This is a genomic window from Clostridia bacterium (assembly GCA_035561135.1).
Lineage (GTDB): Bacteria > Acidobacteriota > Terriglobia > Terriglobales > Acidobacteriaceae > DATMYA01.
This window is the reverse complement of the sequence record DATMYA010000052.1, coordinates 168,197-183,392: the sequence shown is the minus strand read 5'-3', so window position 1 is coordinate 183,392 and position 15,196 is coordinate 168,197. Positions and strand designations below refer to the sequence as shown.

At 58.8% G+C, this 15,196-nt stretch carries 15 protein-coding genes; 5 read left to right on the top strand and 10 right to left on the bottom strand.

Annotated features, from left to right (window positions below):
• Nucleotides 1-15 precede the first annotated feature (15 nt).
• From VN622_12045 to VN622_12035, 3 genes are all read left to right on the top strand, one after another.
• The gene (locus tag VN622_12045; protein ID HWR36591.1) at nt 16-270 is read left to right on the top strand and encodes a hypothetical protein; all 255 of its coding nucleotides are present in this window, start codon (nt 16-18) and stop codon (nt 268-270) included.
• An 86-nt stretch (nt 271-356) separates the two neighbouring features.
• The gene (locus VN622_12040; GenBank protein ID HWR36590.1) at nt 357-2,618 is read left to right on the top strand and encodes a DPP IV N-terminal domain-containing protein; all 2,262 of its coding nucleotides are present in this window, start codon (nt 357-359) and stop codon (nt 2,616-2,618) included.
• A 161-nt stretch (nt 2,619-2,779) separates the two neighbouring features.
• Nucleotides 2,780-3,136, top strand: a complete 357-nt coding sequence (locus tag VN622_12035) for a Smr/MutS family protein (GenBank protein HWR36589.1) — start codon at nt 2,780-2,782, stop codon at nt 3,134-3,136.
• A gap of 26 nt (nt 3,137-3,162) precedes the next feature.
• Here the strand turns inward: VN622_12035 and VN622_12030 are convergent, their stop codons facing one another.
• Together VN622_12030 and VN622_12025 are read right to left on the bottom strand one after the other, a co-directional pair.
• Nucleotides 3,163-4,341, bottom strand: a complete 1,179-nt coding sequence (locus tag VN622_12030; protein HWR36588.1) for a PQQ-dependent sugar dehydrogenase — start codon at nt 4,339-4,341, stop codon at nt 3,163-3,165.
• Between the two features lie 196 nt (nt 4,342-4,537).
• Nucleotides 4,538-4,831, bottom strand: a complete 294-nt coding sequence (locus VN622_12025) for an HU family DNA-binding protein (protein HWR36587.1) — start codon at nt 4,829-4,831, stop codon at nt 4,538-4,540.
• A 218-nt stretch (nt 4,832-5,049) separates the two neighbouring features.
• Between VN622_12025 and folK the strand changes: the two genes are divergently transcribed.
• Nucleotides 5,050-5,631, top strand: coding sequence for a 2-amino-4-hydroxy-6-hydroxymethyldihydropteridine diphosphokinase (gene folK / locus VN622_12020; protein ID HWR36586.1), 582 nt, complete (start codon nt 5,050-5,052; stop codon nt 5,629-5,631).
• 59 nt (nt 5,632-5,690) lie between these two features.
• Here the strand turns inward: folK and lpxC are convergent, their stop codons facing one another.
• The 5 genes from lpxC to VN622_11995 all read right to left on the bottom strand — a co-directional run bounded on the left by lpxC (nt 5,691) and on the right by VN622_11995 (nt 10,241).
• On the bottom strand, nt 5,691-6,596 hold the full coding sequence (gene lpxC / locus VN622_12015) for a UDP-3-O-acyl-N-acetylglucosamine deacetylase (GenBank protein HWR36585.1): 906 nt from the start codon (nt 6,594-6,596) through the stop codon (nt 5,691-5,693).
• Between the two features lie 193 nt (nt 6,597-6,789).
• Entirely contained in the window at nt 6,790-7,626 is an 837-nt protein-coding gene (locus VN622_12010) for a hypothetical protein (protein ID HWR36584.1), read from the bottom strand.
• Between the two features lie 51 nt (nt 7,627-7,677).
• Complete coding sequence (locus tag VN622_12005) at nt 7,678-8,448, bottom strand: SDR family oxidoreductase (GenBank protein HWR36583.1); 771 nt, start codon at nt 8,446-8,448, stop codon at nt 7,678-7,680.
• A 116-nt stretch (nt 8,449-8,564) separates the two neighbouring features.
• On the bottom strand, nt 8,565-9,341 hold the full coding sequence (locus VN622_12000) for a gamma-glutamyl-gamma-aminobutyrate hydrolase family protein (GenBank protein HWR36582.1): 777 nt from the start codon (nt 9,339-9,341) through the stop codon (nt 8,565-8,567).
• A 90-nt stretch (nt 9,342-9,431) separates the two neighbouring features.
• Nucleotides 9,432-10,241, bottom strand: coding sequence for a lysophospholipid acyltransferase family protein (locus VN622_11995; protein HWR36581.1), 810 nt, complete (start codon nt 10,239-10,241; stop codon nt 9,432-9,434).
• A 142-nt stretch (nt 10,242-10,383) separates the two neighbouring features.
• Between VN622_11995 and VN622_11990 the strand changes: the two genes are divergently transcribed.
• Nucleotides 10,384-11,943 carry a glutamine synthetase family protein gene (locus tag VN622_11990; GenBank protein ID HWR36580.1) on the top strand — a complete coding sequence of 520 codons (1,560 nt, stop codon included), beginning with the start codon at nt 10,384-10,386 and terminating at the stop codon, nt 11,941-11,943.
• A 106-nt stretch (nt 11,944-12,049) separates the two neighbouring features.
• On the opposite strand, the gene VN622_11985 is transcribed toward VN622_11990, so the two are convergent.
• From VN622_11985 to VN622_11975, 3 genes are all read right to left on the bottom strand, one after another.
• Entirely contained in the window at nt 12,050-13,432 is a 1,383-nt protein-coding gene (locus VN622_11985) for a folylpolyglutamate synthase/dihydrofolate synthase family protein (protein ID HWR36579.1), read from the bottom strand.
• Nucleotides 13,433-13,559: 127 nt separating this feature from the next.
• On the bottom strand, nt 13,560-14,270 hold the full coding sequence (locus tag VN622_11980) for a DUF1579 family protein (protein ID HWR36578.1): 711 nt from the start codon (nt 14,268-14,270) through the stop codon (nt 13,560-13,562).
• Between the two features lie 248 nt (nt 14,271-14,518).
• Nucleotides 14,519-15,082: a rubrerythrin family protein gene (locus VN622_11975; GenBank protein ID HWR36577.1), complete on the bottom strand. Its 564-nt coding sequence runs from the start codon at nt 15,080-15,082 to the stop codon at nt 14,519-14,521.
• Between the last annotated feature and the right edge of the window lie 114 nt (nt 15,083-15,196).

The window sequence follows — 15,196 nt, the reverse complement described above, 5'->3', positions numbered from 1 at the left end:
GTATGGAGCGCCCTGATGAGCGACGTTAGTATCCAGCTTATGCTGGTGGAAGTAACCAGACTTGTGTTCGGCTTGCTGATTGCCCTATTCCACCGGCCACTTGCCGCTTTCATTCTCGAGCAGGAGCGCTCGCTGGTAGCGATCGCGCGCCAGCGCGGGGTCCCTCTACCTTCCGCTCCCACCCCGGAAACCGCCCGCAATCTCTACTTCAGCATCGGCATCTTCGTCGCAACCTACGAGATGATTCGTATCTGGTTGCTTTTCCGGTAATCACCGGTGTCCGGCGAATTGCATTTTGCACCGCCGAACGATATACATTTCTGCTGTTCTCGTCTAAGCAAAGTCAGGAGCACCCAGTGAAACGGTTTCCCGTCGCCGTCCTAATACTGCTGTGTCTGGCAGCCTCTCTGTCGTCCGTCGCTCAACAGGCGCAAACAGCGCCAACGCAGAACAAGGAATTAACGATTGAGGCCATGTTCTCGCCAGGCACGATGATGCAAAGCCGCGGCCCGGAATCCATGAAGTGGAGCCCGGATGGAACCAAAATTTCCTTCATTCAGCGCTCCGGCACGGGTGAGCAAGTTTCGCTTTACTATCTCGATCCTGCTACGGGCAAGTCGGCCGTCCTGGTAGCCGCGGAAAAGCTTGCAGCTCTTGTGCCGCCCACCTCGAACCTGAAGGATGAGCGCCAGCGCGAGAACCGCGCGCGCTTCGGTGTCGCCGCCTATCACTGGGGGCCTGATTCCAAGAGCATCCTGTTCGATGCGCTCGGCCACCTATGGCTCTACGACCTCGCCGCCGGCAAAGCCCACCAGTTGACCAACTCGCAGGATGCCAGTAGCGATCCCAAGTTTTCCGACGACGCAAGCCACATCGCCTTCGTCCGCAATCACAACCTGTTCATCAGGCCCACCGGATCGGGCGTAGAAAAAGCGCTCACCAGCGACACCGACGAGAACATCCTCAATGGCGAAGTCGACTGGGTGTACTCCGAGGAACTGGACGTTCGCAGCAATTACTTCTGGTCTCCCGACTCCAAGCAGATTGTCTTCCTCCAGATGAACGAGGCACCCGTCCCAACCTACCCTATCGTTGACTGGATTCCTACCCATCCGACCCTGGACAAAGAGCGGTATCCCAAGGCTGGTGACAAGAATCCCACAGTGAAGCTCGCCGTCACCGACCTCAATGGCAAGGTTCGCTGGATCACCCCGACCACGGAAACCGATATATACATCCCACGTTTCGGCTGGGTGAAGCCCGGCGTCATCTGGGCCATGGTGATGAACCGTCGCCAGAACCAAGCCGACCTTTACTTCATCGACGCCGCCAGCGGCAAAAGCCGCCTCATGCTGACGGAGAAGAACGATCCGTACCTCGAGGTAACCGATCGCATACAGATGTTCAAGTCCGGCGATCGCTTCCTTTGGCCGAGCTGGCGCGACGGACACACCCATCTGTATCTCTACAGCTTCGATAAGAACAACCCCATCAACGCCGCCGCCAAGCTTGAAAAGCAGATCACGAGCGGCGAATGGCAGGTGAGTGGCATTGAGGGCGTGGACGAGGCTGCCGGCATTGTTTACTTCACGGCGAACAAGGGCGATTACCGCCAGACCCACCTCTTCTCCGTGAAGCTGGATGGCACGGCCATCACGCAAGTCACTCGCGCGCCGGGCAGCCATTCGCCTTCTATGTCAGAAAACGTGAAGTACTACGTCGATACATACTCCTCCCTGGCCACTGCGCCCCGCATGGTTCTCTGCGCAACCTTCGGCGGCGAATGCAGTGAAGTGTGGAAAGGCAAGAGCCTCGAAGAGCAGTTTGGCCCGATGCTGGCTCCGAAGTTCGTAGACTTCAAGGCCGAAGACGGAACGCTTTTACACGGCGTCATCCTGCTCCCTAAACAAGGCCCAGCAATGGTCAACGGCAAGTCGCCGGTGATTTTGAATCCTTACGGCGGTCCTCATGGGCAATCCGTGCGCGACTCGTATAGCACGATCAATGCCTACGATCAGATCCTTGCGCGTCGTGGTTTTGCTGTCCTGAAAGTCGACAACCGCGGCATGGGCAATCGCGGGCTCAAGTTTGCCGCCGCCACTTATGGCCACCTCGGCGATGTCGAACTCCGCGACCAACTCAGCGCTCTCGATCAGGCCATCGCGCAGTTCCCTGTCCTGGATGCCAAACGCACGGGATTCTGGGGATGGAGCTATGGCGGCAGCATGACGGCTTACGCCATGACGCATACAGACCGCTTCAAAGCTGGCGTTTCCGTTGCGCCCGTCACCGATTGGCGCAACTACGATTCCATCTACACCGAACGTTACATGAACCTGCCGCAGGAGAACGCGAAAGGTTACGACTCCGCATCGATCATCAACTCTGCCCCTAACCTCAGTGGCAAGCTCCTGCTCGTGCACGGCACCAGCGACGACAACGTGCACATGCAGAACTCTATGCAGTTCATCAATGCCATGATCAACGGCGGCAAGCCGTTCGACTTGCAACTCTACCCGCAGAAGACGCACGGCATTGGCGGCTTCAAGGCGCGCGTCCACCTCTACAACCGCATGCTGAAGCACTTCGAAGACAACCTCGGCCAACCGGGGCAGTAGAGACACGCAGAACTCGGCGCTCACTCACTTTGAGGGTCAGGTTCAAGGCACAGCAGATTTCTGCTGTGCCTTCTTTTTTCAAGCGTGCAAGCATTTGTGATCAGGGGTGGGCAGGTGTACAAGAACGAGTACGAACAAATCGCATATCAGACAACTGAACCATGTCACGTAGCGCGCTGAAGATGAAACTCGTGAACCTCGAGGAGGGCCTCCCTACGGTCGAGCAGGCCCGCACCCTCCTGTTTAGAGAACTCCAGCAAGCCCGCAGGAATGGCATTGAGGCGCTAAAACTTGTGCATGGATACGGATCGAAAGGCGTCGGCGGCGCCATTCGCGTTGCGATTCAGGGATCGCTCGCGGCACGTGTTCGCGAAGGTCAACTGCGGGCGTTCATCGCCGGTGAAGATTTCCGCATCTCCGACGAAACCACGTGGGCGCTCCTTCGCAAATATCCTGAACTGAAGCAGGACCGCGATCTAGGCCGCGGCAACAAGGGCATCAGTATCGTTCTGCTGTAATTCGCCTCACATGCTACTGGTGTTTTTCACTTCGGACGAATCCGAATGATCTTGTCCTGTCCGCCGCCGTTGCTCGTGGAGATATAAACAAAACCGTCCGGTCCCACAGCAACATTGCGCAACCTGCCGAAAGCGTCTCTGAACAGAACTTCCTCTTCCACGATGTTCGTCCCGCCGGGACGATCGAACTTGATCCGGTGCAGATGGTGCGCGAACGTGTTGCCAGCGAGGCCGAGCGTCGCAAACAGCAGCGAGCCGTTCCACTGCGGAATCGCGCTGCCGTTGTAGAACGTAGCGCCCGATGGCGCGGCCGTCTCTGGCGAAAATAGTTTGATCGGATCCACAAAGCGCGGATCGTTACATCTTCCGATGCATGTCGGCCATCCGTAGTTCTTCCCTGCGTTGATGATATTGACCTCGTCATTCGAGATTGGACCGTGTTCGGTTGAATACAACTGTCCCGAACTATCAAACGCAAGTCCCTGCGGGTCGCGATGTCCCAACGTGTAGACGAATGGGTTCTCCGGGAACGGATTGCCCGCGGCAGCCGAACCGTCCACATTCATGCGAAGGATTTTGCCTTCATTGCGCGTGAGGTCCTGTGCCGTTTGTGGGTCGAAAACATCGCCAACCGCCACGTAGAGCAATCCATCCGGGCCGATCTTGATGCGCCCTGCTTCGTGATGCGGGCCCGCAGCAGTTTCGATCAACACCTGCTCGCTCCCGGGTGCAATCGAGTTGTTCGATTCCGTGAAGCGACTTACACGGCAGTGTACTCCGCCGGTTGTAAGACAGTAGAAGATGTAGAGAAAGTGATTGGAAGCGAAGCTGCGATCGAGTTCGAGACCGAGCATTCCGGCTTCCCCGCCCGGAACAATCGACGTCAAATCCAGTACGGGCGCGGCCTGCACATTTCCATTCACCATGACGCGCAATAGGCCAGGTTGTTCCGTGAAGAACATCCGTCCGTCTGGCGCCCAAACCATTTCCCATGGGACGGTGAGTCCGCTGGCAACCACCTCAGTCGCAAGCGTCACGGCACCGCCGCCACCCGTCGGATTGCCACCGCCAGTGGGTGTCCCGCCTCCACCGGCGTTAGCAGACGGCGATGAAGAGTCTCCGCCGCAACCGCCCAACAGCAGCGCCAAAGAAGTGACCGCAATCAACCATCGCAACCGGACTCCGCTCGCGCGAACGCCTGGCATTTGAATCGCTCCAATTCGGAATTACAATTCAGATGCGATGTTGCTCGCCGGTTATGTCTCGTCGCGCTCCTGCAGTGAGGACGCGAGTTGCTACGGCAATTCGTGAATCGCGGTTCTGCTGGCAAATGGGGTTCTGCAAACAAAGTGAAGGGCCGGCTGCGCTAGCCGGCCCTTGGGCACAGAATGTTGAAGTGTTTTACTTCTTCGGGGCGATCGCGTCCTTCGCGGCCTTCGCCACGCGGAACTTCACAACGGTCTTCGCAGCGATCTTGATGGGCTCGCCGGTCTGGGGGTTGCGGCCCATGCGGGCTTTGCGTGCGGACTTCACCAGGCGGCCAAGGCCCGGAATTACGAACACGCCGTTCTTCTTCGTTTCCTTGACCGCAACTTCCGCCAGAGTCTGCAGGAACGCCGCAGCGGTCTTATTGTTGAGTTCGAGCTTCTCCGCCATGAAACGCACCAGCTGAGTCTTGGTCATGCCTGCTGCCATTGGAAAATCCTCCTTGAGTGAGTACATACAGCTACTCAGTGCGACGTATCTTATAACAGCATGTACAGGTTGAGAAGCATTTTTGCGCTGATTTCATGCGGGTTTTCCACAGGCCGGTCTCGCAAAGCCTCTGTCCACGCACCTTTGCGACGCGGCTACAAATCCGCATTCCAGCACTGCCCTTCTCTTGACCATTGACATATCGTGCGCGGACCCGCATGAACACAGGCTATTGCTGCCAACTCACGGTTCTGCACGCTTGCGCGCACTCGCGTTACCATAGCTGCGTGCAGAAGCTCGTTTATCTTTCGCTCGGCTCCAATCTGGGAAATCGCGTTGCGAACCTGGAGACAGCAATTGAGCGCCTGCGCGAACTCGGCAGCATAACGGCGATCTCATCGTTCTACGAAACCGAACCGGTAGACTACGTTCAGCAGCCCTGGTTCCTCAACTGCGCAGTTGCACTCCGCACGGATGCGATGCCGCGGCAACTGCTCACGCGTACTCTCGCCGTGGAACAAGCGATGGGACGACGCCGCGGAGTGCCGAAGGGACCGCGCGTAATCGACATCGACATTCTGCTGTTCGGTACTTCGATGATAGACACGGCAATACTAACGATTCCGCATCCTGCGCTGCACGAACGCCGATTCGTTCTCGAGCCGCTTGCCGAAATTGCGCCCGAGGCTCGCCATCCTGTATTCAAGAAGACGATTCGCGAACTGTTTGCGGCACTTCCGCACGATGGCGCGAAGGTGCGCAGAATCCGCAAGACGCCAGCCGAAGAACAGCCACAATAATCTTCTTTAACTTTAATTAATCAACTTTGGATTCTAGAAGTGCTACGGACGGCGAGGCTCTACAGTGAGCCTTCGAGTGCATGGACGTGTTCTGGCGCGGGTTGCTCGTCGGGGGTTGCCATGGTGGTCAGCTCCCACATGGAAGGGTCTTTAAGAATGCGCGACACCAGTGCGGTGTGCATGGCGTGGCCGGCACGGTCGGCGACAACGCGCCCAAGCAGTTGGTGACCAAGCAGCGCGAGATCGCCGATAAGGTCCAGCACCTTGTGGCGCACGAACTCGTCGGGGTAGCGCAACGGTCCGTTCTTCAGGCCATCGCGTGTCAGGACGATGGCGTTCTCTTCCGATGCGCCACGAATCAGTCCCATGTTCTGCAACGTTGCCGCCTGCTCCAGGAAGCCGAATGTGCGGGCTCCCGCCAGCTCGCGCAGGTAGCTGCCATTGCTGAGTTCGAGCTCGAAAGCTTCGCGGCCAATGAGCGGGTGAGGGAAGTTGATCGTGTAAGAAACTGAATAGGTTTCCGCCGGGTAGACGGCGATAAACTTGTCGCCTTCCGTAAGCTCGAACTCACGAAGAATCCGCAGGTAGCTGCGCTTACGGCGTTGCCGCCTGACGCCGACACCCAGCACCATCTCCACGACGGGGAGCGAGCTTCCGTCGAGAATCGGTACTTCGAGGTTGTCGAGTTCAACGATCGCGTTATCGATACCTACGCCGATGAAGGCCGAGAGCAGGTGCTCCGTCGTCGAGATCAGGACGCCTTTCTTCATCAAACTGGTCGCGTAGCTGACGCGCGCGACGTTACGGCCGCTGGCTTCCAGGATGAATCCGTCCAGATCGACACGGCGGAAGAGAATTCCAGAGCCTGCAGGGGCAGGCAGAATGCGCATCGTGACGGGCGCTCCGCTGTGCAGGCCCACACCACTACATGCAACCGCCGAACGGATTGTCTGTTCGTAACTCAAACGTCTACTCTCGTATGTTTGTGCCTCTAAACAGATTACCAGTCAGGTTTCATGTCGGAGCTGTGGTAATAAAGCAACATCCGTGGCAAATAGGAACTGGCCGGAGGTGAGATTCTGTGACTCGGAGGGTGTCCTGAGCGTCAGATCGACTACGCGCCCCCGAAAAGGGGCGTTACGCTCTCGGCGGGCAGCATCATCTGCGTGGGCCACTTAGCTTGTAGGGGTCGTAGGTAACCCCGGCTTCGAACATGGACTCCGGCATCGGGACGTTGTAATGCACTTCGTTCAGGAAGCGCTGGTTTGTCATAAGTCCGTTCTTCATGCGCGAGATCGTAAGCGGCGTGTTCACGCCTTCGATCATGCGGAAGTTACCGTAGACCTCAGCGTCTTCATTTTTCAGCTTGTCGGTTCGGTCGCGATAGGTGAAGAGTCGCCTGATCGGCAACGAATTCGTCTGGTCGATGGCGATAGTGACCGAATCGTTCTGTGCGTTGACGATACTGACCTGGTCTGCGAGTTTCTGCTCGACCGTCGCAGCACCGTCGTAGAAGAGCATGGTTCCCGGCTGCTTCAGCCACTGCCGCAGGACGACTTCCAGGGAGTGCGTGCGTCGTCGAAGATAGTCTTCCTGTATGTCCGGTTCCTGGGCGGCTGTTCCCTTGTATGTCTTCTCGTAGCCCTGGTCTCCGTTGACGATGTAGATGACATCGCGCTTCTTCGTCAACTCTGTCCGATCTTTGTCGGGGAACTTCCAGAAGCGCCAGAACTGAGTGCCAGAGCCAGTTGGCTGTCCCTGGTAAAAACCGTAGGTGCGCCCCTGCTCGGTCTTTGTTTGAAACGTCAGGTAGGACTGGCCGCCGAGCGCTGCAATCATTTTTTCCAGAAGCGCGCGCGCTTTCTGTGCGCTGGGATCGGCATTTTGCGTTACCGCGACAGGTACGGTGCTCTGTGCCGACGATGCCGCTGCCGGAACAGTCTGCGCGCAAGCCGGCAGGGAACACAGGAGTAGCGAAATTGCGAGCTTCTTCATAAGGACTGTCATAAGTTAGATGCGCACTCAGAGCTCCCGCTTCAGGAAGCTTCAGCCAACCAGCACGGCACCGCCGTTGACGTTGAAGACCTCGCCGGTGATGAAACCCGCGTGCTTTGTGCACAGGAACAAAATGGGCGCAGCGAGTTCTTCCGGTTTAGCCATGCGGCCGAGCGGAATGCTGCCGAAAACTTTTTCCCGTGCGACGGGGTCCGCCATCACAGGCGCAGACATGTCGGTTGCTACCCAGCCGGGAGCAACGCAGTTCACGTAAATGCCATCGCGCGCGAGCTCCGTCGAAAGGCCTTTGACCATGCTGATGACGGCCCCCTTGGACGCCGCGTAGTCGCAGTGGAAGGCTTCGCCGCGCTGACCTGCCGTGGAACTGACGACGACGATGTGACCGCCTTGCGCCTGCTTCTTCATCTGCGCGACGGAATGCTTGACGAGAGCAAAAACGCTTTCCAGGTTGATGGCCAGCGTGCGCCGCCACTGCTGCTCCGGCATGGTGTCGATGGGCTGCTCGTGAGGCGGCCAGATGCCGTGATTGACCACGAGCGCATCAACGCGTCCAAAGCGGCGAACGGCTTCTTCGACCAACTGCTGCTCGGTGCCGCTACCGTCGAGTTCTGCTTGCACGGCATGGCAGCGGTCGGGGCCACACTCGCGAACCAGCGCGTCGGCGGCGTCCTTGGCCTTTTGATAATTGAACACGACGCGCGCGCCGGCTTCGGTGAACATGCGAACACAGGCTGCGCCGATTCCGCGCGAGCCTCCGGTGACGATGGCGACCTGATCGGATAAAGAGAGTGTGACGGGCATCCGCCGCGAATTATAACAACGGCTGAGGGAGCAACAGTCATTGGCCATCGCAACAGCCGGCTTTTCGTCCTTGGAGGGCACGCATTTCAGGAAACAAGATGCTGCTGGACTGGGTTTTAGTGACCGATGGATTCAAAGTCTGGCTTGCCGCCGTTCATCATGCGCTCATGCCATTGCCGTGCGGCCTCAATGAGCGCGCGGAAGATGGCTTTGGACTGCTCGTCCTCGTCATAGGTGCGCTCGGGATGCCACTGCACTCCGATGATGAATTGCGCGGGCGAGACGTTCTCTATGGCTTCGATGATGCCGTCGTCTGGGCAACGGGCGCACACGCGAAGTCCGTCGCCTGCTATCTGGACCGATTGGTGGTGGCTGGAGTTGACGGTGATCTTGGGCGAGCCGTGCTGCTGACCCAGGATACGCGCGAGCAGCGAATGGGACTCGACCACGACAGGGTGCGTGATGGACTCAGTCGTGGGCACGCCGCTCGACCGCGCGTGCCGCACCGGCGACTCTATGTGCTGGACGAGAGTGCCCGTGCGCCAGACATTCAACGACTGCATGCCGAAGCAGATTCCGAGGATCGGCTTGCGCATGTTGTGGGCATCCTGAATCAGTAACTCGTCTGCATCTTCGCGGCGCGGGTCTGGCGCAGCGGTTCGCGGGTCGCGCTCGGCGCCGAACCGCTGCGGATCCACATCGGCATGACTGCCGGGAAGCAACACGGCGTCACACGTTTTGCCGAGCTGAGCGATTTCGCCAGGCGTCGCCAGGATGGACACTTCGACCGGCTCGCCGCCCGCCCGTTCGACGGCGCCCATGTATTTCGGCAGAGTGCGTGTGGAATACGCGGCATCGGAGTTCGGCGTCGGAATGGCGATTCGGGGTTTCATAAGCCAGTGATGAGTGATTAGTAAATCGTGTTGCGTATTCGTAAACCTAGATTGTAATGCTGTGTGGCGCGATGTGCCGAGTTCCCTTCGCTATTCCGACGCGCGATGGAGTTCCGCGTTTTGGGCGGTGGCGGGTGCGCGCGGGTCGGGGACGTCGGAGTGCGCGTAGTAGAGGTCCTCGATGATCTTCTGGGTGCGTGCCGCAAGTTGCTCCATATCGCGCGGGGCCAGACCGGCTGTGGAAATGGGTTCTCCTACTACCAGGCGGAACTGGCGCGGGTAGATGACCCAGGTATTCATCGGCAAGGCTTCATAGGTGCCAACTAGCGCCATGGGCACGATTTCCACGGCGGCCTTGATGCCGACGTAAAAGACTCCGGCGAGGAACGGCTTGATCTGCCCGTCGGGCGAGCGGCCACCTTCGGGAAAGACCAGAAGCGGCATCCCATTGCGCACAGCTTCGCTGGCCTGAATGAGGCTGCGAAGAGAAGCTCGCGCATTCTCTCGCTCGATGGGGATTTGCCCGGAGCGCTTTAGGTGCCATCCAAGAAACGGATATCGAAACAGTTCGCGCTTCGCCATAATGCGGAACTGAAACGGCATTGCCATGTAAAGAGCGGGGATGTCGAGCGCCGAAATGTGATTGACTGCGTAGATGTAAGAACGCGATGTGTCGATCTTATCGAGGCCTTCGACGGAAACGGGGCAGCCCGCTGTGCGCAGAATGAACGATGACCAGAGACGCGCGAAGCCATGCTGGATGCGTCCGCTGCGATCGAAAAACGACGACAGCAGCGATAGCGTGCCGAGTACCACCGTATAGAGATACACGAGAGGGTCGATGACCAGGTAGCAAAGCCAGCGGCGCGCAGCGGTCTTGTTGTGTGTCGATGAACTCATCAGCCTGAGCTTAGGATAAATGAAAAAGAGGTTTGCACCAGCACAACGGCCGTGTGCGATAGCTACCGAGGGGTGTGACGGGTGTGCGTGACAGGTTGCGGGGGCGTTGGTATCCTGCTTTGCTTCTAGATTCGGAGCTTATATGGTCGCAACCGCAGAACTAACTCGACAGAGCTACGCACTCACAAATCCTATTTCGCTGATCGTTGACAAGCCGCGTGAGGAGTTCACGCGCGAAGACCTGATCAAGGTCATCGAAGAGCGCCAGATCGAGCGCATTACGCTGCACTACACAGCGCTCGACGGCAAATACAAAGAGTTGAAGATTCCTATCGCGAATCGCTACCAGGCCGAGCGCATCCTGGCCGACGGCGAACGCGTGGACGGCTCTTCACTTTTCAAGGGCATGGTGCAGACCGCGCTCTCCGACCTCTACGTAGTGCCGCTGTACAAGACGGCGTTCCTGAATCCATTCGATGAAGGAAGCCTCGACCTGACGTGCCGCTACCTGACGCGCGATGGGCAGATGGCGCCGTTCGCCCCGGATACGATTCTGCACAATGCTTCGCAGCTATTCACCCAGCGCACGGGCGCTGAATTGCACGCGCTCGGCGAGCTGGAATTCTTCCTGCTGAGCGATACGCCTTCGCACCTGTTTCCGGCAGATAAGCAGCGCGGATACCACGCGTCCGCACCGTTCGTGAAGAGCGGCGCCATCGTGAACGAGATGATGCGCTATATCGCACAGATCACCGGCGTGGTGAAGTACGCGCATAGCGAGGTCGGCTACATCGACAGCGTGCGTAGCGACCTCGGCGAGATCAAGGGTAAGAGCGCCGAGCAATTGGAGATTGAATTCCTTCCGGCGCCGGTAGAGGATGCGGGCGACCATCTTGCGATGGCGAGGTGGCTGATCCGCAACGTTGCCTACAAGCACGGGTGTGTCGCGACATTTGCGCCGAAGATTGAGGAAGGCGTGGCGGGGAACGGATTCCATATCCACATGGAAATCTTGAAGAATGGCCGCAATGTAATGACCGACGACACAGGAAAACTTTCGACGGATGCGCGAAAGCTGATCGGCGGGCTGTGCACGTACGCCGATACGTTGACGGCGTTCGGGAACACAGTGAGCTCGGCGTATCTGCGGCTGGTGCCGAACCAGGAAGCGCCGACGCGCATCTGCTGGAGCGATATGAATCGCTCGGCGATGATTCGCGTGCCGCTCGGCTGGGGACGGCTACAGCACCTGGCGGGCAAGCTGAATCCGCAACAGACGAGCGAGTTCAGGGAACGCGATGGCCGGCAAACGGTGGAGCTGCGTTCGCCGGATGGTTCGGCAATCGTGCACCTGCTGTTGGCCGGACTAACGATGGCGGCAGAGTGGGGCATGACCCACGCGGAGTCGCTGGAAATTGCGGAAAAGCTCTACGTCCGCGGCAACATCTTTAAGGACGAACAGCTGCTGAACTCGTTGAAACCACTGCCGAAGAGTTGTGTGGAATCGGCACGGGTGCTGGAAGAGAAGCGCGGCTTGTACGAGCGCGATGGACTGTTCCCGACGGAGGTAGTGGACTACGTCGCCAACCTGTTGCGTGAGCAGCAGGATGAAGGCATGAATCAGAGACTTGTAGATCTGCCAGCGGATGATCGTCTGCACGAAACGCGGAAGATCATGCACAAGGACCTGCACAGACACTAAAGGCGATTTGTAATCGGGTAATCGGGAAATGTGTAATTGGAATCAACGGCCTTGGAGCGCAGAGCTTCGAGGCCGTTGCCTTGGTTTCAAATTACCCGATTACAAGCTATCCGATTCGCAAGATTCCTATCGCTTCACCAACGATGTAGATAGAACCTGTGATGACGACAAGGGGTGCGCCCGTCATCGGTAGCGGTTTTGCCGAGGCGTCGCGCGCGAGAGTGAATGCAACATTGAGCGCGTCCGCGACCGATGCGGTTTGCGTCAGGTCGGCACCGGTACGCGCAGCGGCTTCGGCGACTTCGGCGGCGGTCGCAGAGCGCGGATTATTCGCGGCGGTGGTGACGGCGACGTGTTCGGAAAGCGGGAAGAGCACTTCCGCAACCTCGGCAATGGCTTTGTCACGCATGGCGCCGAAGACGAAGAAGAGGCGGCGGTCCGGGAACCGTTCGCTGAGCGCCGAACGCAACGCCCAGGCCCCGGCGGGATTGTGTGCGACGTCGAGCACGATATCGGGCGTGTTGCGGGATGAGTCGGCGGCGACGAACTGGAAGCGCGCTGGCCACTGCGTCTCGCGGACGCCGCGCTCTACGTCGTCGGCGTTGACGCTTATGCCGCAGGCGGAAAGTTCTTCCGCGGTTGAGATGGCCAGCGCAAGATTGCGAATCTGGTGCCGTCCGACGAGGGGCGAGTCGACAAAAATCTCCCGCCCCATTACTGTCAGGCAATATTGCGTGCGCTCGGGTGCGGAGGCATCGAACAGGCTGGCCGCTCCGGGAGACATGGGCGGCATGTAGCGCGTGGCGTTCACGGCCTTAGCGCCTGCGTCGATCATGGCGCGACCCAGAACGTCATTCGCTTCGGGATGCTGCGGAAGCGTTACGGCGGGACGGTCGCGCCGGAAGATACCGGCTTTCTCTTTCGCGATCTCGCCAATGGTGTCGCCAAGGTACTTCTGGTGATCGAGCGCGATGTCGGTAATCACGGAGACGCATGGCTCGACGACGTTGGTGGCATCGAGGCGTCCGCCCATGCCGACTTCGAGCACGGCAACCTGCACGCCGGAGCGCCCGAAATACTCGAAGCACATGGCGGTGAGCATCTCGAAAAAGCTGGGATGCCAGGGAAGTTTGCCTTCTCTCACGAGCCTCTCGGCAACGTCCTCAACGCGCTCGTAGGCCGCGGCGAAGTCGCCGTCGGAAATGGCTTCACCGTTGATGCGAATGCGTTCGTTGATGCGCACCAGGTGCGGCGACGTGTACAGGCCAGTGCGGTGCCCAGCGGCGCGAAGAATGGATGCGAGCGTCGCGGCCGTGGAGCCTTTTCCGTTCGTTCCGGCAATGAGCGCAGAGGGGAAGCGGCGTTCAGGGTTTCCGAGCGGTTCGAGCAGGACGCGCATATGCGCAAGATCGAACTTGTGAGAAGGTGTTCGGTATAACTCGTGTCCGAGTTCGTAAAGGCGGTCGACGGCAGTGGAGTAGGGAAGCATTGGCTATGAGAGGGAGGACTTAGTCAGTCGCCCGGCTTCTAAGCTTATAGCGGCTAGCTTCCAATGACTAGCTTTCGATCGCCAGCCAAGGATGGAGCCTCCGCCGAGAGGCGAAGGCTCCGTGAAGCTATTGTTTCGGCGCGCTTTCGGCTGGTTTTTTGTCGGATGCTGCGCCATGTCCCATGCCCATGCCACGCCCGCCACGTTGCGCCCGTTCATATTTCATGGACATTGAGGGCTTCCATCCGCCCTTGCCGTCGCCACTCTCCATCAACCAGTCGAAACCCTGGCGAGTGATGTTGCTGTAGGTCTGGCGGGTGGGGATCGTCTGATCGCCCATCTTCATTTCAGCGGTGAACACGAGTTTGTCGCCTTCCCACTTTCCTTCGCCGACCGGTTCGCAAGTTGGCCCCCAGGCGTCACACCAAAAACCGGAGTAGGCCTTTTTGCTGGCGTCCCAGTACGTGACGCCATGTCCGGCGAACGGACCCATCTTACCGAAATCCATGCGCGAATCCGAGATCACCGAGAAGCCGCCAGGACCACGTCGCGCGACCTCCATGCCGGAGCCTTCGGCTCCACCGGGAATCCAGTTCTCGTCCAATACCTTGCCGGTGACTTTCCATCGTCCTACGAAGTGCCGTGCCAGTTTCTTGATCTCGTCCGAGGGCTGCGGAGCGCTCTGCTCAGGCTTGCTCTGAGGCCCTTGAGCGGCGGACTTCTGCTCCGTCTTGGCAGCTTTGCCGTCTTTCTTAGTCGTCTGTTGCGCGAGCGCGAGCGCGAGCGGCGTAGCCAGCGACAGCGCAAGTCCGATCACAACCAGTCTTTGCAACCGCATCTTTCTTCCCTCCGGTCAGATGCCGAACTATACACGAATGGCGGACCTTCGGCGAGACGCCAAGCTTCCGAAAGCAAGAGCCCCGTTCTCTTCCTGAGCGAGGGCGCAAGCCCGAAGTCGAAGGATCCATTTTGCCAGCTCCGCGCAGATCGAAGGGGTCCTTCGACTTCGCGACTGCGTCGCTTCGCTCAGGAGGACAACGGCGCCCGAAACCGGGTGCCAGCGCTCGAAATACATGGCTTGCAAACTCAAATGATTGATTCGAACTTCTCGCGCGGCGCTTTGCAGATGGCGCAGCGGACCAGCTCGGCATCGGCCGTCGTGTATCCGCACACTACGCAGACGTAGAAGGCCGTCGCGGTCCGTTGCTGCTCGAGCGAGTTGAGGGCCACCGTGTAGAGGCTGGCGTGCTCGGCTTCGGCTTCGAGCGCGAACTGGAACGTGCGCAAGGCGGCGGAGTTGTTCTGCGCTTTGGCTTCGCGGATGAAGCCCGGATACATGACATCGCGCTCGTACTCCTCCCCGGCAATGGCGCATTTGAGATTTTCGGCGGTCGACTTCACTTCCGGCGTTTCGATCTTCGCTTCCGGCTTGGCGCCGAGCTTCTCGAGAACGCGAGCATGGTTGGCGGCGTGTATCTGCTCGGCACGCGAAGCAGCGCGGAAGAGGCTGGCAACGCGAGCGTACCCTTCTTCACCGGCTTTGCTGGCAAAGAGCGCGTACTTGGCAGCGGCATTGCTCTCGCCGTTGAAGGCTGCCTGGAGGTTTTGGATGGTGACTGCGGTATTCGGTGAAACGGAGGGTGTGGACATGATGGCTCTCCTTGGTTTGTTAATTGTAGGGAAGCCAGGGTAGGGAATCTGTGACGGACAAACAGCGCGATCTGTGAGGGATTGATGTTTTGCGAGTGCACGTGCGGTCAGAAG

What these genes read in the sequence shown, in the direction of transcription:
- VN622_12045 (HWR36591.1), top strand. Translation starts at nt 16, where the DNA reads ATGAGCGACGTTAGTATCCAGCTTATGCTGGTGGAAGTAACCAGACTT.
- VN622_12035 (HWR36589.1), top strand. Translation starts at nt 2,780, where the DNA reads ATGTCACGTAGCGCGCTGAAGATGAAACTCGTGAACCTCGAGGAGGGC.
- VN622_12030 (HWR36588.1), bottom strand. Translation starts at nt 4,341, where the DNA reads ATGCCAGGCGTTCGCGCGAGCGGAGTCCGGTTGCGATGGTTGATTGCG.
- VN622_12025 (HWR36587.1), bottom strand. Translation starts at nt 4,831, where the DNA reads ATGGCAGCAGGCATGACCAAGACTCAGCTGGTGCGTTTCATGGCGGAG.
- folK (HWR36586.1), top strand. Translation starts at nt 5,050, where the DNA reads ATGAACACAGGCTATTGCTGCCAACTCACGGTTCTGCACGCTTGCGCG.
- VN622_12010 (HWR36584.1), bottom strand. Translation starts at nt 7,626, where the DNA reads ATGAAGAAGCTCGCAATTTCGCTACTCCTGTGTTCCCTGCCGGCTTGC.
- VN622_12005 (HWR36583.1), bottom strand. Translation starts at nt 8,448, where the DNA reads ATGCCCGTCACACTCTCTTTATCCGATCAGGTCGCCATCGTCACCGGA.
- VN622_12000 (HWR36582.1), bottom strand. Translation starts at nt 9,341, where the DNA reads ATGAAACCCCGAATCGCCATTCCGACGCCGAACTCCGATGCCGCGTAT.
- VN622_11995 (HWR36581.1), bottom strand. Translation starts at nt 10,241, where the DNA reads ATGAGTTCATCGACACACAACAAGACCGCTGCGCGCCGCTGGCTTTGC.
- VN622_11990 (HWR36580.1), top strand. Translation starts at nt 10,384, where the DNA reads ATGGTCGCAACCGCAGAACTAACTCGACAGAGCTACGCACTCACAAAT.
- VN622_11985 (HWR36579.1), bottom strand. Translation starts at nt 13,432, where the DNA reads ATGCTTCCCTACTCCACTGCCGTCGACCGCCTTTACGAACTCGGACAC.
- VN622_11980 (HWR36578.1), bottom strand. Translation starts at nt 14,270, where the DNA reads ATGCGGTTGCAAAGACTGGTTGTGATCGGACTTGCGCTGTCGCTGGCT.
- VN622_11975 (HWR36577.1), bottom strand. Translation starts at nt 15,082, where the DNA reads ATGTCCACACCCTCCGTTTCACCGAATACCGCAGTCACCATCCAAAAC.